The following is a 22,277-nucleotide window of genomic DNA, read 5'->3' as shown; positions in this document are numbered from 1 at the left end:
ACCCGGCATCCGCGGCGCGGGCGCACCCACATGCGGCACCGAACCACCACCACCCGCACCACCACGAACCACCCCAGGCAACTCCACCGCACCACCGCGAGGCACCCCAGTAGCCGCCACATCCGTCGGTGGCACCCAGCGCTCACCGATCACGGGCGTCGTCGGCTCCATCCGCAACGGCGGCACCGGCTCACCGCGACCCCCGATCGACAACCGCGGCACCGCGCTCGTGCCTTCGGCTGGGGGTGGCACATCCGTTCCACCTCGGGTCGTCGTGGCAGGCGGCGGGATGTCTCTCACGGCGGCCGGAGGTTTCGCCAAACCGCCGGGCGGCGCCGCCTCAAGCAGCGATGCTGTGCTGGATCGCGGCGGTGGCACGACCACGTCCGGCACATTTTCGACCGAGGGTCCGCGGCCGTTCCCGCGCAACCCCACCGGCGGCGCCGCACCCGCCAACACCGGACCACCCGCGCTCGCCTCGTCGCGGACGGGTGGTGGCGTCCGTGCCGAGACTTCACTGACGGTCAACGTGCTGACGGGGCTCTCCGGTCGTGTGCTGGGCGGGGACACCGTCAGGGCGTCATCGACCAGACTCTTGGGCGCGAAGCCGAGCCCGCTGCCGTCGAGTGTCGTGATCGTATCGTTCGAGCGAAACGTGGTCGCCGACGAGGAACTGGTGTTCGGTCGTGGGCCGGACGCTCCCCCGACGTTCCGGACGTCTCCCGCGCCGGCAGCGTCAGGCTTGCCCCGGCTCCAGAAGAACGGATGAGCGAATACCGCGCCGAGGCCGAAAACAATCCCGAAGTTCATTGGATCGAAGCTCCAGACGCCCGTCGCGACGGATGCGACGACCTCGGGCACTCCCCATAACACGAGCGATATCGGCAACATAGCCAGCTGGCCGTAGACGAACGTCACGAAGGCATTTTTGGGCATGACCCCGCCGAGCTTCCCCACGATCGAGGCGAACACCCTACTCATCCCATTGGCCAGGGCACTGATGACTCTACCAATAGGAAAGAAGAGTGTGGCAACGTCGAAAAGGATGCCGAATATCAGGAGTATCTTTTTCTTCTCCAGCTCCTTCCATGCCTTTTCCGCCTCATCGGCGAGCGCCCGCACGGAGGTCGCGAACTCGCGGTAGTTCAAAATTGTCCTCTGCAGAACCACCTTGACCATGATCACGGCTTCCACAGTCGCGATATATGCGCTTCCGTGCCACCCGAGGGTTATATCTGCCGCGACGGCGCCTGCCCGTAGATCACGAGGAACATCGGCATGACTCCGGCCATCCACCGCGTAGCCGAGATTCGCGCTGACGTTCTCCATCTTGTCCGCCATGGCATCGAGTCGCCGTGCCAGTTCGCGCAACTCGGCCGGGTCGGGCGGCGCATTCCAGATCGATTCGGTCTTCTTCGGGTCAAAATGCGCCGGGTCTGGCGCGCCGCCGGGCAAATTACACCACCCTCGCGCCGAGTCGTGGCCGGTGCAGCTCGATAGCCACTAGGGCCTTCCCTCTGCAGCCCAGGGCAGACCCCAACCCCGGTATTCGCTGACTGGGCCGTTCTGCCTCGTGCCTTGCCATGCATCGGGGCCGCCGTCGGAGCCGGTCATGAGCGCATGCGCAAAGTCCATCATCATTTCGCGAACGCTCTCCTCGGCCCCCCCGTAGTTCTGAGCCGCCAGGTTGATGCCCGTGCTCAGCCTTATCAGGGAACCCTCACCAGATTTGAGGTCGCTGATGCTCGTGACGCCCGGCGGGCCGAAGAGTGCGACGAAAGCGGCGTCCAGTTGACTCATGAAGTCCTCGGCGGTCGCCGCATCGGGACCTTGCCAGCGAAGGTACAGATCGTTCCACTTGTTGCGGAGGTCGGTCACCTCATCGCCGATGATCTTGACGTAAGAGTCGAGTTGCTTGTGATGCTTGTGCCACAAGGTCGATGGGTCGACCTGGATGACGTTGGAATCCAATCCGTCACGAGGGTTGTTGTAGTCGACCACCCTCGACCCCTTCCGGCAAGAGTTGATGACAACAGCTGATGTCGGTGCGGTTGTGATCGCTCACTCGGGTGGCGGCCCGATACTTCCCTCGGGCGTCATGTTGATCGTCTCCGCGTCGACAATGTTCTGATAGGAACGTCTCATGCGCACCCCTGCCTCTTCCAGGAGAGCGCTCAAGTTTGCCGAGGCAGTCCTGAACTCCGCAGCCAGCGAGTCGAACGAGTGAGCGGCCGGGGCGACCCAGGCATCCTTGATCGCAGTGAACTCGCGCCCAATACCGGCAACGGCGTCCGCAATCACTTTCTGGTGTTTCGGCATACTCGCCGCGAGAGCGCCCAGATCCTGGAGCTGGACATACCAGTCGATGAACGTTCCGTCCGGCAGTTCGGTCGACACGAGCTTACCGTCCCCGGTCAGCACCACCTTTGTGTACTTGCTCGGGCCACCGTCATAGGTCATCGTCTGGTAGTCCGTCTGAGCGTCGTACGTAACCGTGAAATGACTGCCATCAGGATCCACACCCTCGGTCGGCCGGCCCTGCCCGTCCCACGCCGAGTACGTCGTCGTCGAAACCGTGTCCGGCCCGCCCGGATGGTGTTCAACCGACGTCACCGACACCAGGAGGCCCTCGCCGTTGAACTCGTAGACAGACCCGCCCTCGTCCATCTTCATGAACTTGGAGTCGCCCTCATACGACAACGTGAACGCACCTTCGGGGCCCACACCCTCAGTCGGCCGGCCCTCCCCGTCCCACGCCGAATACGTCGTCGTCGAAACCGTGTCCGGCCCGTCCGCATGATGGTTGACGAACGTCTCCGACACCACACGACCCTGGTCGTCATACTTGATGTCCATGTCCGCGCTTGCCATCTGCGGCTCCTGTCCGGTCTCAGCATCGGTGCCCAGGGCGGCCCACCCATCGGACGGTCCAGGCCTGGGCCGTCCCGGCCCGACGCCGGCGGCGCCGACGAGCCTCGGTGATCGGTCCGGGTGGGCACAGTGATCCTCGGAGCTTCCCACCGGCAGGGTTCGACGAGGCAGTTCCCGGATGAGGGGACACCGGCATGGTCCCGGCGGCCAGGACGGACCGGTCCCGCGTGAACCGGGACGCGGCGCCGGGCGTTCTACGGGTAAACACTTCGGCGGCGTGGTGCCAGAGGGGAGATGACCGTGATGGCGGCCGGCCAGTATGCGCTCCGGACGGCGGCGACGGTGGCGTCCGACATGGGCGACGGTCCGCCTGAGGCTCCTGCCCAGCTCGCGATCGACCCGGTGTTCACCGTGTCGATCGTCGACGACCAACCGGTCACGAGGACCGGCATGGAGATTGTGGTGTCGCTGGACCCGCGCCTGGCCGTGGTCGCGTCGATGGCCGACATCGACGACCTCGCCGCGTCCGCTGTGGACAGTGACGTGGTGCTCCTCGCCCTTCCGGCGCACCGCTGCACGCCGGCGCTGGAACTGATCGCCACCGCCGCCGCGGTCGGACGGCCCGTCATCACGTCGACCTGGGACCAGCCGCCTACCCTGCTGAGCGCGATGCGCGCCGGAGCCCGGGGGTGCATCACCCGCCACTCCCCGCACGGCGCGGTCGCCGACGCGCTCCGGGTCGTCGCGCAGGGCGGGACCTATCTGTGCGCACAGCTGGTCGATCAGCTGCACAGCGAGCTACGCCGGCCCCATCACGGCGACGTGACCGGACTGGCGCCCCGGGAGATCGAGACACTCCAGTGGATCGCGCAGGGCTTCACCCAGGCGCAGATCGCCAGCAGAATGGGGCTGTCCCAGGCCACGGTCAACACCTACGCCAAGCGTATCCGCGGCAAGCTCAACGTCGGCAACAAGGCCGAGCTGACCCGGGTCGCCCTCGCACTGGGATATCTGGACGATGACCCTTGCCGCGACGCCGCATGATCCCCGTCCGATGAGGGCTGGTGCGCCACTGCGCGTCGCCCCGCGAGGGTGGGGCAGCCACCGCAGCATCGCGGCGGCGATCCGCGCCGCGACCGAAGGGTCCGTGATCTCCCTCGCGCCCGGTGTCTACAACGAGAGCGTCATCATCGACCGCGATGTGAGCCTCGTCGCCGAGCACGGTGTGGTCGAGATCGTGGCCACCCACGGGCCGGCGCTCGTGAGCAGGACGCCGTCCGCGGCTGTCCGCGGGATCAGCGTGCGGGGCACCGGACCTGCCGCGGTGGCCGTGCTCGCGTCGAGCGGTCGTGTGCGGCTCGACGGCTGCGACATCTCCGTCGGACGCGTGGAGATCGGCGGCCGGGCTCAGGCCGAGCTGGTGGGTTGCCGGATCCACGGGTGCGCGGAAGCCGGCCTGCATGTGACCGGTGACGCGACAGCGAGCCTGATCAAGTGCACTGTTGAGGACATCGAGGGCGATGGCGTCGTCCTGAGTCAGTCGAGCCGCACCGACATCGCATCGACGATGATCACCAAGGCGACCCGGACCGGTGTCTCCCTCACCGGCTCGGCCGCGGCGACGCTGAAGGACTGCGACGTCTCCCACACCGGCGAGGAGGGGGTGTACACGCAGGACAGTGTCCGCCTGCTCGTCCAGTCCAGCCGCCTGTCCGACAGCGGCACCGACGCGCTGGCTGTCGCCGGCAGCGCGATCCCCGATCCGGACCTCGCTGCCGAGCCCGACCAGGCATCGCCCGGCACCGAGGCACCGGCCGGCGTGGCGATGATCGATTGCAACCTCACCCGTGCCGGTCGCGCAGGCGTGCGTGCTGTCGGCGTGTGCAAGGTGACGATGACCGGCTGCGACATCACCGGCAGCACCCGGACGGGCGTGGTGCTCGGCGGCTCGGCCACGTTGGACGCCACGGACTGCACTGTCGTCGGGCCCGGCGCCAACGCCGTTTTCGTCGACGGTGAGGCCCACGCCTCCTTGACCCGCGTCACCGCGCGCGGGGCCGCCTTCAGCTCGATGCATCTCGGCGGCAACTCGGAGGCCGATCTCGTGGAGTGCCAGGTGACGGGCACCCCCGAGCACGGCATCAGGGTCGCTGGGCGGGCCGTGCTCAGGCTGACCGGCGGACGGGTCGAGAAGGTCCAGATGTCCGGCATCCATGTCGAGGACCGCGCGGACGCCACGATTCGCGAGGTTACGGTCGTCGGCGCGGCGATCGGCATCCGGATCGAGACCCGGCACCGCCCATTGATCGAGGGCTGCACGGTGGAGTCGGCCCAGTCCGGGCTGGAGGCAGGCCCAGGCGCCGGCCCGACCGTGCGGTCATCCCGGTTCGCCACGTGCGGCGGGGTCGGCGTGTTCTTCGACAAGGGCAGCACCGCGACGCTGGAGAACTGTACCGTCGAGGACACCGGCGGCAGCGGCCTGGTCGTCTGGAACGGAGCTCGGCCGGTGATCCGGGGCACGACAGTGCGCCGATGCCGTAAGAACGGGATGTACGTCGCCCCGAAAGCGGGCGGCCTCATGGAGGACTGCACGTTTTCGGCCACCGACCTTCCCGCGATCTACATCGGGGCGGAGGGGGATCCCGTGTTGCGCCGGTGCATGGTCCACGACGTGGATGAGGACCTGCACCTGGCTGACGGTGCCCAGCCCACCTTCGATGCCTGCACGGTGCACAACGTCCGGACGGCGACCATGCCGGTCACCGGCGGCGACGCACAGCGGACAGGCGGCGCCGGGGCGAAGGTCGGCGCCGGCGGGCAGCCCGACAACCCCCGGCCGGCGCTGCCCGAACTGCTGCACCAGCTCGACCAGCTGGTCGGACTGGCCCGGGCCAAACAGGACGTCGGCACCCTGGTCAAGTTGATGCAGATGGTCAAGCGCCGCGAGGAGGCCGGCCTGCCGCCACCACCCCTGTCGCGGCACCTCGTCTTCGCCGGAAACCCGGGGACCGGCAAGACCACGGTGGCGCGTCTGTACGGGCACATCCTCGCCGCGCTCGGCATGCTCAGCACAGGTCACCTCGTGGAGGTCGATCGGGCGACGCTGGTCGGCGAGTATGTCGGGCATACCGCGCCCAAGACACAGACCGCGTTCCGCCGTGCCATCGGCGGCGTGCTGTTCATCGACGAGGCTTACGCGTTGGTCCCCGACGGCCATGCCGCGGACTTCGGGCATGAGGCCATCGCAACGCTGGTCAAGCTCATGGAGGATCACCGTGACGAGGTCGTCGTCATCGTCGCCGGGTACCCCGACCAGATGGAGCGGTTCGTAGCGGCCAACCCTGGCCTGTCCTCCCGCTTCAGTCGCACCCTGTACTTCGACGACTACACGCCCGACGAACTGGTCCGCATCGTGAGCCACCAGGCCGCGGCTCACCAGTACCACGTTCCCGAGGCGACCCTGGCCGCGCTGGCCCGGTTCTTCACCGAGACCGAGCGCACCGGAAGCTTCGGCAACGGCCGCTTCGCCCGGAAGGTGTTTCAGGAGATGACCGAGCGGCACGCCTACCGCATCGCCGAGGTCGCGACGCCGACCAACCAGCAACTCAGCACCCTCGATGTCAAGGACCTGCCCGGTCAGGTCAGGTCGGACCGCGGGTAAACCCTGACAGCGCAACGAGACGAAAGGAGCTGGCCGAGATGGGTCACTGGATCCAGAAGGGTAGCGGCTGGGAGTGGTCGGAAACCGGAGACGCGCCACCCGACGGCGAATGGGGATACAGCTACGATGCGCTCACCAGTCCCTACGCCACGCCCCCCCGTTACCAGCCGCTGCCAGACGCTCCGGCCGATGTCGAGATTCCGGCGTTCTCGTTTCAGGACAGCTGGATTTCCAACCTCAACGGCATACTCCCGCCTTCGGAGGTCCCTCCAACTACCCCGGACGGCGATCATCCGCCGCCGGAGAATCCGCCCTTTCGCATCCTGCTCAGCACAATCCGCGATGCCGAGAGCTGGATCAAGATCCCGCTCAAGGACGCGATCGAGGGCCCGGACGGGTGGGAGGAACTCAGGGCGTACATCAACCGGGTCAAGCACTGGATCTTCTACCGTCCCGAGCACGTCGACGGCACCAGGCCGATGGAACACGCGTATCCGACCGACGCCACCAGGCACGCACCGCCGAGCCAGGAAGCCCTGGAGGCGGTCAGTGGCCTAGACAACCTGATGATGTCCGGCGCTGAGACCCTGATGACGGTCGGCGCGTTCCTCGACCTGCTCGACACAGCCGGTCAGATCTACGTCAGGGCCGACCAGAAATCCTTCTTCCCCGCCTCGTGAGACAGACGCCGACGCACCGGAACCGTGCGTTCCGGTGCGTCGCGGTTGTCGGTGCGTGTCAGCCGATGATGCCCCGGCCCATGGTCATCAGTTCGTCGTACACGCCGAAGACGGCCATCGCAAGCAAGGCGCTCGCGATGTTGCACAGCATGACGACGCCCTCGACCCATTTGAGCCGGTCGGGACTTTCGGCCGGACCGCCCAGGGCCGGCTCAGCTTCGCGGCCGGCCGCTCTGGGATGGCGCAGTACCGTCACCATGAGGCCCCAACCGGTGAGGACCACCGCGGCGAAGGCGAGCGCGAACACCGCGACCCCAGCGGTCAGGTAGCGCTCAGCCAGCGTGGCGAGGACGACGAAGACCCCGATGCCACCGGCCACTCCGGCGAGGACGATCTCGGCGGTGAGCGCGGCCCGGCGCGGGCGGAGCAGCAGAGCGAGGCCCGCCGTTCCAGCGAGAGCCAACGCATACGGCTGACGTTCATGGGTGGTGGCCAGTATCGGCAGGGTCACCACGATCGCCGCCGCCGGCCCTGCCAGCAGTACCGTCACCGCCTGCCGGGCCCGCGCGAGCAGGCCCACGGTCGCCTGGGCCAGGGCAGGGCCGCCACGGGGAAGTCTCCCGCTCCATGCGGCGATCGTGGCGCCCAGCGGCTTGGCCACACCGATGATGGCCAGTGCCGTCACCGCGACCGCGGCCGCCATCGAGACGCCGGACAGGTCGGCCCCGGACACACGCAGCACCGCGGCGAGCCCCGCCGCGACGGCCAGCAGCACCTCGAGCGCCACGATGACCGGGTCGGGCACGGCCGCCAGCGCCATGACCGTGGCGGCATTGGCGCCGATGACGGCACCGAACCAGAAGAAATGCTCCCCGGCAATCGCTTGCCCCAGCAGGCCGCCGGCGACCATCAGGCACAGCACGGCGGTCAGGATGACGGCCATGCTCAGGGCCCGCGGCACTGGCGTGCGGAGCTCGTACAGAGCCCATCCGGCCCCCAGGGCGACCAGTCCGGCGACGATCAGGAGGATGGCAGGCGAGATCAGGCCGCCGGCATGTCGCAGTGCGGCCACCGCGGCGGACAGGACCAGCCACAGCAGTCCGAGTGACGCGATCATCGGCCCCCGCGGATTGCCCCGCTCCCGGTTGCGTTCACTCTCGTCGGCCACCAGCTCGCCGATGTCCTCGATCACCGGCGCCGCACCGGGATCGCGGGCCGCATCGTGCAGGTAGAGGACCTGGCCGTCGCTGACGCCCGCGTCGAGCAGCGATGTGCCCACGGGAATCGGCGCGCCGCCGGCCGGGGCGAGCGTCCAGGCCGGCGGCATCACACCGCCGCGGGCCTGTCCGCACATGCGCGCCAGCGCCGCGGCGTACTCACCGACCGGTGCATGACTTGGGAGTGCCACGTCCACACTCTTGCGCGCGCCGATGACGGTGACCCGGCTCCGCGTGTCGAGCATCGCTCAGTGCATCCACTGCTTGGTGTTCACATTCTGCGTGGTGACGTAGTTGTACCAGGCGACGTCGAGCCGGTTCGCGATGTCCCCGAGGATGCCGGGCTCTTGCTGACCGTCACCGAAGAGGCCGCGCGCGGACAGATTCCACTGCTGTTCCAGGCCGTTGAAGTACACGTACGCGTCACCGGTCCAGGTGTCCTGCAGCGGAGCGAGCTGGCGGGCCAGGTCGTTCAACTGCACGAGGATGTTCCCGGCCACCTGCCGGACGAACGGGCCGGCCTCGCCGAGGTCACTGGGCACCTTGAGGTTGGCGTCCTCTACACCCATGTCATGCTCCGATCTGGTCGATGTGGCGGCTACGGCTTCGTGGTCTGCCCAGGGCCGGTCGGGCCGGTAGGCACTGGGTCCAGGTTCATCGGCGGGAGTTCGCCGGCGATCGGGACCAACTGGGCGACGTTCTCCTGCTCCATGTTCACGTAGTTCACGAAGTTGTACTGCAGGCCGCTGCCGATGGCGTCCAACGAGTCATGCAGCATGCGGGCATAGGCGTTGTAGTCGGTCATCATGGCCTGGAACGTGCTCGATGCCACGCCGAGCCAGGAGGCCCCCATCTGTTCCACATAGCCGCGCAGCGTGGCGAGCTCACTTTCGATGAGGCTCGCGGTGTTGTGCGCGTTGACGGCCGCCTGGGCGATGTACTCCGGCGTCACGGTGTATTGCGTCACGTCTTGACCTCCTCGGCGACGTTTCGACGCCCTGGGCGTCGATCACCAGCGTTACAGACCATGTCCGGACCTGACAGTGCCCGGTTCTGAGGACGTCAAGCCAGTGTCCGTGTCCAACTACGCGCCGGTGTACGGCTGGGCACTTGCCTCGGACTGACCGTCTTCGGCGTCGGCAACGGCGACCTGGATCAGCTCGCCCGCCTGACCACGGCGGACGAGCACGGCGCGGCCCGGAGGTCGCGGCTGTGCCCGCTCCTCGCCGAACAGCGCGCCCTCGCGGGGGTCCCCGGACAGGATGAGGCCGACGCACCCCAGTTCGCGTGCCCGAGCGAGCACATGGTCGTTCATGATGACCCGGGACGACCCGCTCACCCGCCGCGCGATCACCAGGTGGAAGCCGATGTCCCGCGCATGTGGGATGAGCTCGGTCAACGCGTGCAACGGGCCCTGCGCCCCGCCGACGAGGTCGTAGTCGTCGATCACCAGATAGATCTCCGGCCCGGTCCACCAGCTGCGCGCCATCAGCTCCTGCCGGCTGATGCCCGGCGGTGGCAGCCGCTCACGCAGCTTCTCCGCCATCTGTGTGACGTACGCGCGTGCCGAGTCGGCGTTGGTGCCGTACGCGCCAAGATGTTCGTCGGAGACGGCGCCGAGGAGTGTCCGGCGGTAGTCGAACACGACGAAGCGAACCTCCCAGCCGGTGTGGCGCTCGCACATGGCGGTCATGAACGTGCGCAGGAAGGAGGTTTTGCCCGACCCGACGTCGCCGAACACGATCAGGTGCGGATCGCCGCCCACCAGGTCCACCGCGACCGGCTGCAGGTCGGACTCGGTCACGCCGATGGGCACACCGGTGTCCGGTGCCGGCATGCTGTCCACTTCGGACAGTGTGATGCGGCTGGGCAGCAGGCGGATCGGTGGGGCCGGCGGCCCGGACCACCCGGCGGCCACCTTCCCGAGGACGTCCTCCTGCGACTCGCGAGCCCCCTCGGTGCTCTCGACCCCGTCGACGCGGGGCAGGGCCAGATGGAAGTAGACCCCGGGGGCGAGCACACCACGGCCCGGCGTCCCGGCCGGGATCGCCATGGACAGCCGCCGGCCGATCTCGGATTCGGCCGGATCGTTGAGGCGCAGCTCGATGCGGGTCCCGATACTGTCGCGCAGGGCCGGGCGGATCTCCATCCATCGGTTCGCGGTCAACACCACGTGTACGCCGGCACCCATACCCCGGGCCGCGATCTCGGTGACGATCTGCTCCGCTCCCTCGAACGCACCGCGCACCGCGCCCCAGTTGTCGATGAGCAGGAAGACGTCGGCTGCCCGCAGTCCCGCCGGCAGCCGCCCGGCGGCCCGGCGCTCCCGAAACTCGGCGATCGCCCCGATACCGAGGCTGCGGAACAACCGTTCCCGCTCGGCGATGAGGCCGAGCACCTCGACGAGCGTCCGGCTGACCAGCGCCTCGTCGTTGCGTCCGGCCACCACGCCGACATGCGGGGCGTCCACGTACGGGTGCAGGGTGCCACCGCCGAAGTCCACACAGTAGAACTGCGCCTCCTCCGGCGTGTGGGTGAGCATGGTGGACAGCATCACCGTTCGCAGCAGCGTGCTGCGGCCGGTCTGGGGCGCGCCGACCGCGGCGACGTTGCCCTGGGTGCCGCCGAAGTCCATGACCAGCATCTGCTGGTCCTGCTGCATCGGCAGGTCGATGATCCCGAGCGGCACCTTCAGCTGCCCGCCGAACGTCCAGGCGCGGGCGGTCAGGCCGCGGCCGGGCAGCACCTCCAGCAACCCGAGCATCGAGTCCAGCGTGACGGCCGGCGGCAGGGGCGGCAACCACACCTGATGGGCCGGGCGACCCATCGCCCGTAGCCGGTCGACGACGATCATGAGTTCGGTGGGGCCGGTGGGTACGGTCGCGGGCTCCTCGGGTTCCGGGGCGGCATCCCGCCCGTGCTTGCGCAACTGGTAGAGCGCCGGCTCGGCCGCGACCCGGTCCGGCTCAGCCTGCTGGCCGCCGGAGTGGTACGACGCCGACACGTGCGCCACCCGCAGCCGTTGGTAGACCGATTCATCGACCTTGAGGTAGGCCGAGCCGGGAATCGACGGCAGCCGGTAGGCGTCCGTGGTGGCGATGACCGCCCTGCTCTCCTGCGCGCTGAACGTGCGCAGACAGATCCGGTAGGACAGGTGGGAGTCGAGGCCGCGGAGCTTGCCCTCCTCCAGGCGTTGGGTGGCCATCAGCAGGTGCATGCCGATGCTCCGGCCGACCCGTCCGATCTGGACGAACAGGTCTGCCATGTCTGGCCGGCCGGAGAGCAGCTCACCGAACTCGTCCACGATGATGAGCAGATAGGGCAGCGGTTGCAGCGGTTGGCCGTCCGGACCGGTCCCCCCGGCCGCCTGCCGGATTTGGTACTCCCGGACCGAGTCGATGTTGCCCGCCGCGCGGAGCGTCCGCAGGCGGCGTTGCTGCTCGCCCATCAGCGCGGCCTGCACCCGGTCGATCATCGCGGCGTCGTCGGCGAGGTTGGTGATCAGCCCGGCCACATGGGGCAGACCCGCCAGCGGCGCGAACGCGGCACCGCCCTTGAAGTCGATGAGCACGAAGTTGAGCAGGTCCGGCGAGTGGGTGAGCGCCAGGCCGGTGACCAGGGTGCGCAGCAGTTCACTCTTGCCCGACCCGGTGGCGCCGACGATGAGCCCGTGCGGGCCGTACCCGTCCTGCGCCGACTCCTTGATGTCCAGCATCACCACCTCGCCGTCCCCGTCGGTCCCGATGGGGACGCGCAGCACGCGTTTGCTGGTCGGCTCCTGCCACTGCGCGGTGATCTCGGCCGTCAGCGGGTCGCCGTTGAGCAGCATCTCGGTCAGCGACACCGTACGGGCGAGGATCTGCTCGTCATCGTCGCTGAGCCGCAGTGGGGCCAGACAGCGGGCGATGAGCTCGACCAGCCGGACCTCGACCAGATCGGGCGTACACCCGTCGACAGCTGCGGTCACCAGCTCGGGCACGCCCTCGACCTGCAGGGCGGTGTCGCTGGGCACGCGTACCCGCAGGTCGACCCGGCCAGGCTCGTCGAGCTCCCGCTCAGCAAGGAAGATCAGGGTCAGCCCCGACTGCGGGCCGGCCGCCTTCAGCAACGACCGCAACAGGTCAGAACGGCCGAATTCGGAGACGGGGTCGAACCCGGTGAACACCACCACAAGGCGGCGTTGGGTCGTCCGGTTGCGGTCCAAGGAGATCTGGGTACGCCGGATCATCAGCTCTTCCTGGCGGTGCAGCAGGTCCTTCTCCAGGAAGTCGGCCAGATCGCCCGGGCGCGAGGCCACCAGCGGCACCACGCCGGCCTCGCCGCCGGCCTCCGGCTCGAACGTGTGCGGCAGCCACTTGGCCCATTCCCACTCGCCCCCGCCGGACGCCTCGATCGCCAGCGCGACATCGTCGGGCGCGTGCAGCACGGCGATCTGACACACGATCGCCCGCAGCAGCGCGGCCGTGCGCTGCCGTGGCCCCAGCAGGCTGATCACTCCGGCCTGGCCCAGGTTCACGACATTGGGCTGACCGTCCACTTTGGCGTGCCGGCGGATGAGTCGCCGGACTCCGGTCAACGACTCCCAGTCGTAGTCGCCGAGCGGGTCGAGCTTCCCGCCGAGCTGGATCGGCGTGGCCAGCTCGGCCCGACCGAGTCCGAGCCGGACGTGCAGGAAGTCCGGGTCGTCCGGCCGCCGCTCCCACACCCGGTCCCGGCTGGTGGCGATGGCCCACAGCTGCTCGGGATCGGGGAACGTCAGCGCGGCCACCAACCGCTGACCGGCGGCGATCTTCCGAGCCTGTACACGGGCCTCGAGCAGATGTGCCCGGTACCGGGCCCGCAGGCGCCTGCTGGACCGGCGATTGTTCTTCTTGGACTGCATACGGGTGGTGACGGCCACAGCGATCGAAACGATCACGAACACCGCACCGAGCACGATCAACATCGGACGACCGAAGCTGATCATGTAGCCGGCCATGCCGACCGCGGTGAGCAACGGCAGGACGACGGTGACGAGGTTACTGGTGCCGCCACCATCGGGCACCTGTGGCGGGGCAGGGATGGTGATGGTGTCCTCGGGCAACCGCGGCGGCATGAAGCGCGCCGGACGGTGGAACGCGATGCGGCTCATGGACGCTCGCTCATCGCCGAACATGCGATCTTGACCTGGGCGATGGCCAGCATGGTGTCGGCAGTCGACGGCTGCCCCTTGCTCACCATCAGCACGGCGATCCCGCCGGCGGCGGCCGGATAGGTGCCGACCTCGGCCCACGAGCCGGGCTTCGCGCCCTGGTCGACCACGAACTGGGCGAACCGTTGACCACCGCGGCCAGCCAGCACGTAGAACTGAGCCGACCGCGCGGCGCGGTAGGACGGCGGGCTCTCGTTCGGCACGTACACGCTGACCGCGCACTGGGTGACCGCACGGGGCACGAACCACCACACCGCGGACGCCCCCTCGCGGTCCGAGCCGGTCGAAGCGCTCACCGGTATCACCTCGAAGGTGCCGTGACACCCGTCCTCCGCCCAGCCTCCGGTCGCCACGGTGCGCCAGCTGGGCTGGCGGCCGGTGGCCTCGAATCCGCTGGTGGCTGTGGCCGGGCAGTCCCAGCCCGCCACCGCGGAGAAGCCGGCGGTGGGGCTTGCCGAGGTCTTCGGCGGGGGCGTCGACGCCGTCAACGTGATCGGATTGATCAGCTGAAGGATGACCCCCGCCCCTAACGCTAGCACCGCCGCGAGGGTCGCCGTGACGAGCAGGGTGTGCGGTTTCGCGGCGCTCCGCTCGGTGCCCGGCCGTGTCCAGCCGTGCTCGACGAACGCGGCGACGAAGTCCCAACGCTGCCGGCCCTGGGACTCGGTGCCTGGAGTGCCTGGATCAACGTTGCTCACGATCGCTCCGCGGATCCGTGGGCTCGGCGTCCTGATCGCGGTGGTCGAGAGGCCGGAGGCCGTCCTGGCGGCGCTCGCCGCTCGGCGGCCCCTGCTGTCCACCGGCGCTGCGTACGGGACCCGCAGCGCGCCACCCGTCGCCGATCCCGCTGCTCTCGTCGCCGCCGCCTGCCGGCTGCGGAGCGGGCTCCTGGGTCGGCTCCCCGGCCGGCTCCCCTGCCGCCCTGGCCGCCACCATCCGGCGCACCCGGAACGCGAACGCCGCCACCGCGACGAGGCCGAGCAGGATGACAAGGACGAGCGCCAGCGTACTGCCGGTCGCGGACGAGGAGCCGCCGGCCGAGGAGACCGAGGGCAGTGCCTGCTCCGTTGACTGCTCGTCGGCGATCGCCTGGCTGACCGCGGCCGAGGGGTTGATGATCCCCCAGCCATAGGCCGGGTCGGGAAGCTGGTTGCCCGTCTTGTCAGCGGTGGCCTTCACCCGTTGAACGACCTGGGCCGGGTCCAGATCGGGGTAGGCCGCACGGACGAGCGCCGCCGCCGCGGCCACGAACGCGACCGCCAGGTTCGTGCCCGAGCCCACCTGCTCCCCGATCCCGCTGATGCCCAGCACGGTGACGCCCACGCCTGGCGCGACCACATCCACCTCGCCCGGCCGGTAGTCGGCCGCCGGATTGTTGTCGACGCCGACACCGGCGACCCTGAGCATGCCCGGCGGCGGCTGGTCCGCCGTGGCACCGGCCCCGGTCGGCGCGCCGGCCACCACGACGACATTGTGGCTGACCGCGGCGGCGACCGCCTGGGCGACTCCTGGGTCGCCGATGTCCACATAGGACCCGAGGGCGACCACCTTCGCGCCCGCCGAGACCGCGACTTCGATCGCGCTGGCCTGGTCGGCCGCCGTGGCGCTCGGCGTCGTCGTGACGACCCGGACCGGCAGAATGCTCGCGCCCGGGGCGATCCCGCTCAACGAGCTGCCATGATTGGGCTGGGCCACGATGATCCCGGCCATGGCGGTGCCGGTGCCGAGGCAGTCGGTGTTGCCACGCCCCGATCCGTTCACGATGTCGGCGCCCACCATCACCCGGCCGGTCAGCTCGGGCAGGGTGGCGTCGGCCCCGGAGTCGACGACTGCCACGACGACGCCGTCGCCCTTGGTCCGCGTCCAGGCCTGGGCGGGCGCCATGCGCAGCGACGCCCAGTTCGACCGGGTCCGATCCCTGCCGGCCGTCGCGCATTGCGAAGCCGCGCCTCCCGCGGAGGTGCCGGTCGGGGTCGGCGTGACGCCACCGGCGGTCGGCGGGGTCGACGTCGGCCTGCTCTCCGGCGCGGCCGTCGGCAACGCCCCGATCCGCACGCCGTCACCGATGGCGTCCCAGGGAAGCACAAGGTACCAGCCCGGATTCAACGTGTTGGCGTCTTTGAGCGCCGCGCCGTCGGGTTGCTTCCGGCCGACATTCAGATCGAAGATCTCGGTGGACCGCAAGCCGTCGCCGAGCAACCGCGTCGCGATCTCCGACAGGGTCTCCGGCTTTCCGGAGCTGGCGGCCTTGACCTGGTAATACTTGACCGTCTCGGCTGCGGCTGCGGGCACGGCCGCCGGGGTGGCGCCGGCGACCGATGGCACTGACTGTTCCACGCAGATCGCGAGGAGGAGTGCAGCCGCCACCGCTGCTCTCGTGCACAGCTTCCAGTTGGTGGGCATCGAACCTCCTCGCTTTCATGGGCTTGACCGTCGACCTGCCGGCCGGGCCGCAGTTGCCTCTGCGGCAGGTGCGGAATTCGGGGCTAGCTGTGGAACACCACGTGCCCGGGATGGCCCTCGGCGTCGAACTGGCTGTAGACATCGCCCTCCGCGGTGGTCTGGGACAGAATCAGCGCGTCCTCCCCGGTTCCGCTCATGATCGTGACACTGCCGTCGCTCATGACCAGCTCGACTCGCCCGTCGGCGAGGTAGTGGTAATCGCCCGACGTTCCGTCCGGGAACTCGACGTGACCGGGGTTGTCCCCCTGGAAGTCGGTGAACTCGGCCCCGTCCGCGGTGCGCTGCATGATCACATGGGCGTCCGGGCCGCGGTCGCTCAGGAGTGTGGAGCTCCCGTCGGACAGGTCCAGCCGAACCGTACCGTCCGGCAGATCGTGGAAATCACCCTCAAGGGCCATCGGAACACCTCATTCTGTTGCGGCTGGGCTGTGGGCTGATCAAGTCGGTTCGCTCCCCGTCGTGGCGGGGCCTTCGGTGGCCGACCGGGCCGGCAACGGCGGCGGCACCGGTGGGCGTCGTGGCACCGGCGGCAGTAGCTGGTCCGGCGGCACGGGCGCCGTGGACGGCACAGGCGGCACGGACGGCACGGACGGCAGCGACCGTGCCGGCAGGCGGGGCGGGGCGGCAGGGGGCGCCGCACTGAACCGGCTCGGTGGCATGCGGCGCGGCCGCAGACCGCGTGGCGACTGCACCAGACGCCGAGGGTTGGACGGCGGCGCCGGCCGCTTCGGCAGAGCCGGTGGCGTCAGCCGGCTCGGGTTCAGGTCATAGGCCGTCGACGAGGCCCGGAACGGCTGGAGGTCGGGGAAGTCCGGATAGGACAGAGCGCTCGGGGCAGCCGTCTCGTGGCCATTGGATCTGCGGCGTCCGGGCTCGGGCGGCACCCATTCCCGCAGACGCCATTGGTCGGACACGGCTGCCTCCTGAGTACGTGATGTGGACCGCGGGTTCGCGGCACGTTGACGCTAACCCGGCGATCACCCGACGGGACAAGCCCCCGGTTCGGCGTCCATCCGCTGTCGGGACCACCGTCCCGTCGTCGGGACATCCGCTCCACTGTGGACCGTCCGGCCGGGCTGGCAGAGGGCGGGCACGCCAGTGCCGGCGGCGCTGCGGTCAACCCTGCGCCATCTCGACGATCCAGTTCGCGCCGTCAGCGCACCTCGAGCTCGTACAGCGAGTACCCGTACCGGTCGGCGAAGCGGGCGGTGCCCACCATCCTGACGTACCGGGCCGGGGTCCGGATGACGGCGATGTCGACGACGCCCCCGGCGCCACGGCTGGTCTGGTACACGGTCTGCCACGTGCTCGCATCGACGGACACCTCGACGCGGTACGCCGTCGCATAGGCCGACTCCCACAGCAACCGCACCTGGGTCACCTGCCAGACCGCGCCCAGATCCACCGCGAGCCACTGGGGGTCCGACATGAACTCGCTGCTCCACCGGGTGTTGGGGTCTCCGTCGTTGGCGGCGGCGATGGCGAAGACACCGGGAGGTTCCACACTGGAGGCCGTGGCGGTGCCGTCGAGCGCCAGGTTCCGTCCGGAGGTGTTGACCGATCCGGGCATGACCGATCGAGCAGGCAGCGGCGCGGCCGCGGGGACGGTCGATGTGGCCTGGCCCCCGGTCACCGGCGTCGGCGCGGCACCGGAGCCGGCCGTGCCGGATGCGGTGGGGGCGCTCGACGGGCCGGCGGTAGCGGAGGCGGAGGTGGAGGTGGAGGTGTCAGGGGCGGACACGGCGGCGCCGTCCGGGGCCGGGGTCGACGGTGGCAGCGCATCCGCGATCAACGGCGGCGGAGCGGCCGTTTCCCGACGGGGCGCCTGGTCCAGCATGAAGCTCGCCGCGGTCGCCGCCACCAGCACCGCCACCGCTGCCAGGATCGGCGTCATCGGCCGGCGGGCCCGCCTCCGGTGCGCCCAGTTGGGGCGTGACCCGGCCACGGGTACCGACCGCGGCAGTGGCGGCGCCTCACCCGACTGCGGGTCGTCCCCGGGGTCGGCGCCGCGCGGCGCCGGAAGATGCGCCGAGACGGCCGGGTAGTAAGCCGTGGGCTGGTCCGTCGGGTCCTCCCGGCGGGCCGGACGGGGATCGACCAGCGGCAGGGCCACGGGCGCCGGCGGCCTGGCGGCTCCGCTGCGCTCAGCCACGGAAGCACCGGAGGTGTGGGGCGGCACGCCACGCAACGTCACCGACCGCTGGACACCCCGATCCCGCCCGTCCGGCACACCGGCGGTTGACTCCGGCTGACCGTCACCTCCGACAACGCTCGCCATCGCCGCGACCGCGAACCGTTCCGGCGCCAGCTCCACACGGCGGCGGGTCTCGGCGGGCATCCGGCCGACGAGCGCTCCGAGCAGGGGCAGCACCTCGTGCCCCGGCGGCTCGCCGGGCACCCCGACGAAGATCCACAACCTGGACGAATCCCACGGGTGTTCCCGAACCACGTCCGCGCCCGCGTCGTGCTGCGGCGACCGCACCCACAACCCAGACTGCGTCACCTCCGCCACCCACTGCTCATTGAGCTGGAACACGTGCTCGTCAACCCGCGGGTACCCGTCGAGTCCACCCACCGGTCCGGCCGGCCGGGCCGGACCAGTGGGTGGGAAGGTCAGAGAGCTCGCCAAGGGCTCCCAGTGCCCGGCCCCCGGCCCGTCGATCGCCCGGCTGACCAACCGGCCGTCGCCCGCCAGCGCCGGCACACCGGTGGAGACCACGACCGCGTACCCGTCATCGCGCGCCGAGGCCGTTGCCGCGGCGACCGTTCGCGTGGCCGGCCCGTACGGTGCCAGCACCAGGCGCTGACGCAGCGCAGGCGGCAGTGTCCGCACCACTGCGAGGATCGCCTCCTCGGCCACCTCCGGGCAACCCGGCCTGCCGATCAGAAGGACCGGACGAGCAGTATCCAGCGGTACGTCATAGGCGGGATCGTCCAGGTCGGGCAGCGGCACACCGGGCGCCTCCGAGAAGAGCCACATCCCCGCCGGAACAGGCAGCAGGACCAGCCCGGCCTGCCCTTCCGGCACGCGCAGCTCGTCCACGTCCGCTTCCCAGTCCGGCCGCGGGGTGCGGCGTCCAGCCGGGCTCGACGCACCATTCGCGTCGTACCGCAGCCAACCGTCCACCGCGAACAGTGAGCCGCCTGGCACCAGCAGCACATCCGCTCGCGGCGCGACTATGGTCGCGGTCAGCTCCCGGGCGAGCCGACGGGCCAGACCGAGGCCGGGAGCACCCGCGCCGGCGAGGGCGAGACGACCCCGGCTGCCGGGCGGCACCGCGATGGGAAGCACCGCTTCGACCACCGACCAGGTGTCGCGGTCATCGGACCGGCCGACCACCGTCACCCAATCCGGTTCCGACGGCAATCCGGCCGCCATCGCCGCGACCACCCCGCCGGGATCGGCGCCCATGACCGCCACCCGGTCACCGACCCAGTTCAGCGCGGAGCCGATACGACTCCAGCGGCCACTGTCAGTGAGCCAACCAACCGACGCGTCCTCGGCCGGCAGCGCGGGATCCATCACCGTGTCGCCGACCCGATCCATAGGGAAGAAACCGCTCCGGGCCATCGCCGACCCCGGTCCTCCTCACGGTCACACCACATACCTGTAGAACGGCCACGGCCGGTGCATTGTTCACCAAGACCCGGCTCTTCCGGGTTCAGCAGGTTCACCACAACGTCGACCTCGGCCGCAGGCAGGGCGGTCATCTCGTCCTCGCGCCGGTCCCTCCCCACCTCGGGTGGGCGCTGAGTCGGTCAAGTCTCATGTACAGGCGCGGCTGGGAGGAAGTAGTAATCCGCGATCCGGCGGCTTCCCGGGCTGAACCCGCCCGTCGTTCCGATCGTCCTATTTGGTGGACATGCCGGCGACGAGGTGCTGATCCCGGCGCTCGACTACCCGCTGGCGTACGGAGGGGCGATGCAGTTCGGCATTTACAGCATCGGTGAGGTCGGCGTGGATCCGGTCAGTGGTAGGACGCCGACCGCACAGGAGCGGATCCGGGCAATGGTCACCATCGCGCAGCACGCCGAGGAGGTCGGCCTGGACGTGTTCGCCACCGGCGAGCACCACGACCCGCCGTTTGTGACCTCGTCCCCGACGACGATGCTGGGCTATCTCGCGGCCTGCACACGCCGGCTGACCCTGTCGACGGCGACCACCCTGATCACCACCAACGATCCGGTCAGGGTCGCCGAGGACTTCGCCGTGCTCCAGCACCTCGCCGACGGCCGCATCGAGCTGATGCTCGGGCGCGGCACCCACCAGGTGTCCCCGTGGTTCGGCCACGACTCGCTCGACAGCGCCGCCCTCGCCGCCGAGCACTACGAGCTCCTGCGTCGGCTGTGGAGGGAGGAGGTCGTCGACTGGGACGGGCGGTACCGTCGCCCGCTGCGGAATTTCACCGCCACGCCCCGGCCGCTGGACGGCGTACCGCCGTTCGTCTGGCACGGCTCCGCAAGCAGCGAGAGCGCGGCCGAGCTGGCCGCCCGCCACGGCGACGGCTTCTTCGCCAGCAACACATACCTGCCGGCCGAACACTTCGCGCGGATCATCGCGATCTACCGGCAGCGCTACGCCGATCACGGTCACGGCCGGGCGGAGGACGCGATCGTCGGCGTCGGCGGGTACATCTTCGTCCGCCGCAGTTCGCGGCAGGCGGCCGAGGATTTCCGCCCGTACTTCCACAACTCCCGCATCATGGGCCGCGGCGCGTCCCTCGAGGAGTACGTGAGTGAGACCCCGCTGATGGTCGGCAGTCCGCAACAGGTGATCGACAAGATACTGACCCTGCGCGAGCGGTACGGCCACTACCAGCGCCAGTTGCTCATGGTGGACGGCGACGGCATCCCGCTGCCGACGGTGCTCGAGCAGCTCGACATCCTCGGCGCCGACGTGGTGCCGGTGCTCCGTCGGGAGATGGCCGCGCGATGACCGCCGGGCGCCCCGGCATGCCCCCAACCGCCAGGTCCCGCCGCCAGAGTGGTCCTCACACGGAGATCGCGCCATTGGCCGGGTACCGCGTCGCGGTGGCGTCCGACCGGCGAAAGCACGGCTTGGCCGACCTGTTGACGCAGCTCGGCGCCCGTACCATCGGGGTGCAGGCGAGCCGTTCGGTCCCGCAGGTCGACGAGTCGCGGCTGCGTGAGGCCACTGAAGAGGTGCTGGCCGGGCCCTGTGATGAGCTGGTGGTCTCCTCGGCCTTCGGGTTGCGGGCCTGGTTCACAGCGGCCGGCCGCTGGGGCCTCGCCGACGCGTTGCTGGCCCGCTTCCGCGAGGCGCGGCTGCTGACCCGCGACGCCCGGGCCGCCGACAGCCTGCGCGAGATCGGGCTGACCACGATCTGGTCGACCGCCGGCGCCACCACCGAGGACCTGTTCCGGTATCTCATCGCACAGCCGGTCGAGGGGCGACGGATCGTCGTGCAGGCCGACATGGTGACGCTGCGCGAGTCGTGCCGGGCGCTGCGCGCCCTGGGCGCCGAGGTGGTCGAGGTACCGACGTACCAGAGCTGCCCGCCCACCTACGCCGACCACCTGCGTCGCCTCAGCGACCAGATCGTCGAACGTGAGATCGATGCGGTGGCCCTGCTCGGCGAGCCGGCCAGCGAATACTTGATGGCCCAGGCAAGCTCCGAGGGCAAGCTGAACGAGATGCTCAACGCCCTCTCCGGCGACGTGATCTGTGCCTGCCTGGGCGCCGGCACCGCCGAGCCGTTCGTGGCCCACGGGGTGCACCCGCTCGTCGGCGCCGCCCCCTACCTCGAGGAGTTGGCCGCCGGCCTGGTGGAGGCGCTGGCGCGGACCGCGACCCGGCTCACGGTCGGGACGTACGAGATGGAGCTGCGGGGCCTGGCCGTGGTGCTGGACGGACGCCTGATCCCCGTGCAGGCGGGCCCGCTGGCCGTGCTGCGGGCGCTGGCCCGCGAGCCCGGCCGTGTGGTCTCCTACGTCGAGATCAGGCGCTCGATCCCCAGCTTGTCCGATGTGGACGATCACGTCATCGAGATGGCCGTGGCGCGGCTGCGGCACTGCCTCGACGGCGCGAACGTCGTGCAAACCATCGTGAGACGCGGCTACCGCCTGGCCATGTGACCGTGCGCCTGCCGAGAATGCCATCCATGCAGGTGGTGGGCTCTGCCCGCTTCCTCTTGGCCAACACGTTGCCCGGCCGTCAAGATCGGAGCGGAACC

The 22,277-nt window shown here is 69.9% G+C and carries 15 protein-coding genes and 1 pseudogene; 5 read left to right on the top strand and 11 right to left on the bottom strand.

Going from position 1 to position 22,277, the window contains the following annotated elements:
* The 3 genes and pseudogenes from AB0H83_RS34310 to AB0H83_RS34300 form a co-directional block, all read right to left on the bottom strand.
* Window positions 1–1,455: pseudogene (locus AB0H83_RS34310) on the bottom strand (hypothetical protein); the annotation flags it as partial.
* A gap of 48 nt (window positions 1,456–1,503) precedes the next feature.
* Window positions 1,504–2,001 carry a hypothetical protein gene (locus tag AB0H83_RS34305; RefSeq protein WP_360102389.1) on the bottom strand — a complete coding sequence of 166 codons (498 nt, stop codon included), beginning with the start codon at window positions 1,999–2,001 and terminating at the stop codon, window positions 1,504–1,506.
* A 60-nt stretch (window positions 2,002–2,061) separates the two neighbouring features.
* Window positions 2,062–2,871 (bottom strand): hypothetical protein, encoded by an 810-nt coding sequence (locus AB0H83_RS34300; protein ID WP_360102387.1) that lies wholly within the window; start codon window positions 2,869–2,871, stop codon window positions 2,062–2,064.
* Window positions 2,872–3,165: 294 nt separating this feature from the next.
* Between AB0H83_RS34300 and AB0H83_RS34295 the strand changes: the two genes are divergently transcribed.
* Genes AB0H83_RS34295 through AB0H83_RS34285 form a run of 3 tightly spaced genes read left to right on the top strand, consistent with a single transcriptional unit; the run spans window position 3,166 to window position 7,212 of the window.
* On the top strand, window positions 3,166–3,915 hold the full coding sequence (locus AB0H83_RS34295) for a response regulator transcription factor (protein ID WP_360102385.1): 750 nt from the start codon (window positions 3,166–3,168) through the stop codon (window positions 3,913–3,915).
* Window positions 3,916–3,925: 10 nt separating this feature from the next.
* On the top strand, window positions 3,926–6,532 hold the full coding sequence (locus AB0H83_RS34290; protein WP_360102383.1) for a right-handed parallel beta-helix repeat-containing protein: 2,607 nt from the start codon (window positions 3,926–3,928) through the stop codon (window positions 6,530–6,532).
* Between the two features lie 38 nt (window positions 6,533–6,570).
* Window positions 6,571–7,212, top strand: a complete 642-nt coding sequence (locus tag AB0H83_RS34285; RefSeq protein WP_360102381.1) for a hypothetical protein — start codon at window positions 6,571–6,573, stop codon at window positions 7,210–7,212.
* Window positions 7,213–7,270: 58 nt separating this feature from the next.
* On the opposite strand, the gene AB0H83_RS34280 is transcribed toward AB0H83_RS34285, so the two are convergent.
* From AB0H83_RS34280 to AB0H83_RS34245, 8 genes are all read right to left on the bottom strand, one after another.
* Window positions 7,271–8,674 carry an EsaB/YukD family protein gene (locus tag AB0H83_RS34280; protein ID WP_360102379.1) on the bottom strand — a complete coding sequence of 468 codons (1,404 nt, stop codon included), beginning with the start codon at window positions 8,672–8,674 and terminating at the stop codon, window positions 7,271–7,273.
* Between the two features lie 3 nt (window positions 8,675–8,677).
* Window positions 8,678–8,998 carry a hypothetical protein gene (locus AB0H83_RS34275; RefSeq protein ID WP_360102377.1) on the bottom strand — a complete coding sequence of 107 codons (321 nt, stop codon included), beginning with the start codon at window positions 8,996–8,998 and terminating at the stop codon, window positions 8,678–8,680.
* A 29-nt stretch (window positions 8,999–9,027) separates the two neighbouring features.
* Window positions 9,028–9,396, bottom strand: coding sequence for a WXG100 family type VII secretion target (locus AB0H83_RS34270; protein WP_360102375.1), 369 nt, complete (start codon window positions 9,394–9,396; stop codon window positions 9,028–9,030).
* Window positions 9,397–9,513: 117 nt separating this feature from the next.
* On the bottom strand, window positions 9,514–13,560 hold the full coding sequence (gene eccCb, locus AB0H83_RS34265) for a type VII secretion protein EccCb (RefSeq protein ID WP_360102373.1): 4,047 nt from the start codon (window positions 13,558–13,560) through the stop codon (window positions 9,514–9,516).
* Window positions 13,557–14,318 carry a hypothetical protein gene (locus AB0H83_RS34260; protein ID WP_360102371.1) on the bottom strand — a complete coding sequence of 254 codons (762 nt, stop codon included), beginning with the start codon at window positions 14,316–14,318 and terminating at the stop codon, window positions 13,557–13,559. The genes eccCb and AB0H83_RS34260 overlap by 4 nt, the downstream gene beginning before the upstream one ends.
* The gene (locus AB0H83_RS34255) at window positions 14,305–16,023 is read right to left on the bottom strand and encodes a S8 family serine peptidase (protein WP_360102369.1); all 1,719 of its coding nucleotides are present in this window, start codon (window positions 16,021–16,023) and stop codon (window positions 14,305–14,307) included. Before AB0H83_RS34255 ends, AB0H83_RS34260 begins: the two co-directional genes overlap by 14 nt.
* An 83-nt stretch (window positions 16,024–16,106) precedes the next feature.
* Window positions 16,107–16,481: a hypothetical protein gene (locus tag AB0H83_RS34250; RefSeq protein WP_360102367.1), complete on the bottom strand. Its 375-nt coding sequence runs from the start codon at window positions 16,479–16,481 to the stop codon at window positions 16,107–16,109.
* Between the two features lie 755 nt (window positions 16,482–17,236).
* Complete coding sequence (locus AB0H83_RS34245) at window positions 17,237–19,630, bottom strand: discoidin domain-containing protein (RefSeq protein WP_360102365.1); 2,394 nt, start codon at window positions 19,628–19,630, stop codon at window positions 17,237–17,239.
* Window positions 19,631–20,005: 375 nt separating this feature from the next.
* Between AB0H83_RS34245 and AB0H83_RS34240 the strand changes: the two genes are divergently transcribed.
* Complete coding sequence (locus AB0H83_RS34240) at window positions 20,006–21,019, top strand: CE1758 family FMN-dependent luciferase-like monooxygenase (protein ID WP_360102363.1); 1,014 nt, start codon at window positions 20,006–20,008, stop codon at window positions 21,017–21,019.
* Complete coding sequence (locus AB0H83_RS34235) at window positions 21,016–22,179, top strand: uroporphyrinogen-III synthase (protein ID WP_360102361.1); 1,164 nt, start codon at window positions 21,016–21,018, stop codon at window positions 22,177–22,179. Before AB0H83_RS34240 ends, AB0H83_RS34235 begins: the two co-directional genes overlap by 4 nt.
* Window positions 22,180–22,277 lie beyond the last annotated feature (98 nt).

Origin of the sequence: Dactylosporangium sp. NPDC050688, assembly GCF_040654515.1 — a bacterium.
GTDB lineage: Bacteria > Actinomycetota > Actinomycetes > Mycobacteriales > Micromonosporaceae > Dactylosporangium.
The sequence above is the reverse complement of the archived record's forward strand: the minus strand, read 5'-3'. Positions and strand labels throughout refer to the sequence as shown.

Bases quoted from the DNA above. Each gene is read 5' to 3' on its own strand.
- AB0H83_RS34300 (WP_360102387.1), bottom strand. From the start codon at position 2,871: ATGGCAAGCGCGGACATGGACATCAAGTATGACGACCAGGGTCGTGTG.
- AB0H83_RS34295 (WP_360102385.1), top strand. From the start codon at position 3,166: ATGACCGTGATGGCGGCCGGCCAGTATGCGCTCCGGACGGCGGCGACG.
- AB0H83_RS34290 (WP_360102383.1), top strand. From the start codon at position 3,926: ATGAGGGCTGGTGCGCCACTGCGCGTCGCCCCGCGAGGGTGGGGCAGC.
- AB0H83_RS34285 (WP_360102381.1), top strand. From the start codon at position 6,571: ATGGGTCACTGGATCCAGAAGGGTAGCGGCTGGGAGTGGTCGGAAACC.
- AB0H83_RS34280 (WP_360102379.1), bottom strand. From the start codon at position 8,674: ATGCTCGACACGCGGAGCCGGGTCACCGTCATCGGCGCGCGCAAGAGT.
- AB0H83_RS34275 (WP_360102377.1), bottom strand. From the start codon at position 8,998: ATGGGTGTAGAGGACGCCAACCTCAAGGTGCCCAGTGACCTCGGCGAG.
- eccCb (WP_360102373.1), bottom strand. From the start codon at position 13,560: ATGAGCCGCATCGCGTTCCACCGTCCGGCGCGCTTCATGCCGCCGCGG.
- AB0H83_RS34255 (WP_360102369.1), bottom strand. From the start codon at position 16,023: ATGCCCACCAACTGGAAGCTGTGCACGAGAGCAGCGGTGGCGGCTGCA.
- AB0H83_RS34250 (WP_360102367.1), bottom strand. From the start codon at position 16,481: ATGGCCCTTGAGGGTGATTTCCACGATCTGCCGGACGGTACGGTTCGG.
- AB0H83_RS34245 (WP_360102365.1), bottom strand. From the start codon at position 19,630: ATGGATCGGGTCGGCGACACGGTGATGGATCCCGCGCTGCCGGCCGAG.
- AB0H83_RS34240 (WP_360102363.1), top strand. From the start codon at position 20,006: ATGCAGTTCGGCATTTACAGCATCGGTGAGGTCGGCGTGGATCCGGTC.
- AB0H83_RS34235 (WP_360102361.1), top strand. From the start codon at position 21,016: ATGACCGCCGGGCGCCCCGGCATGCCCCCAACCGCCAGGTCCCGCCGC.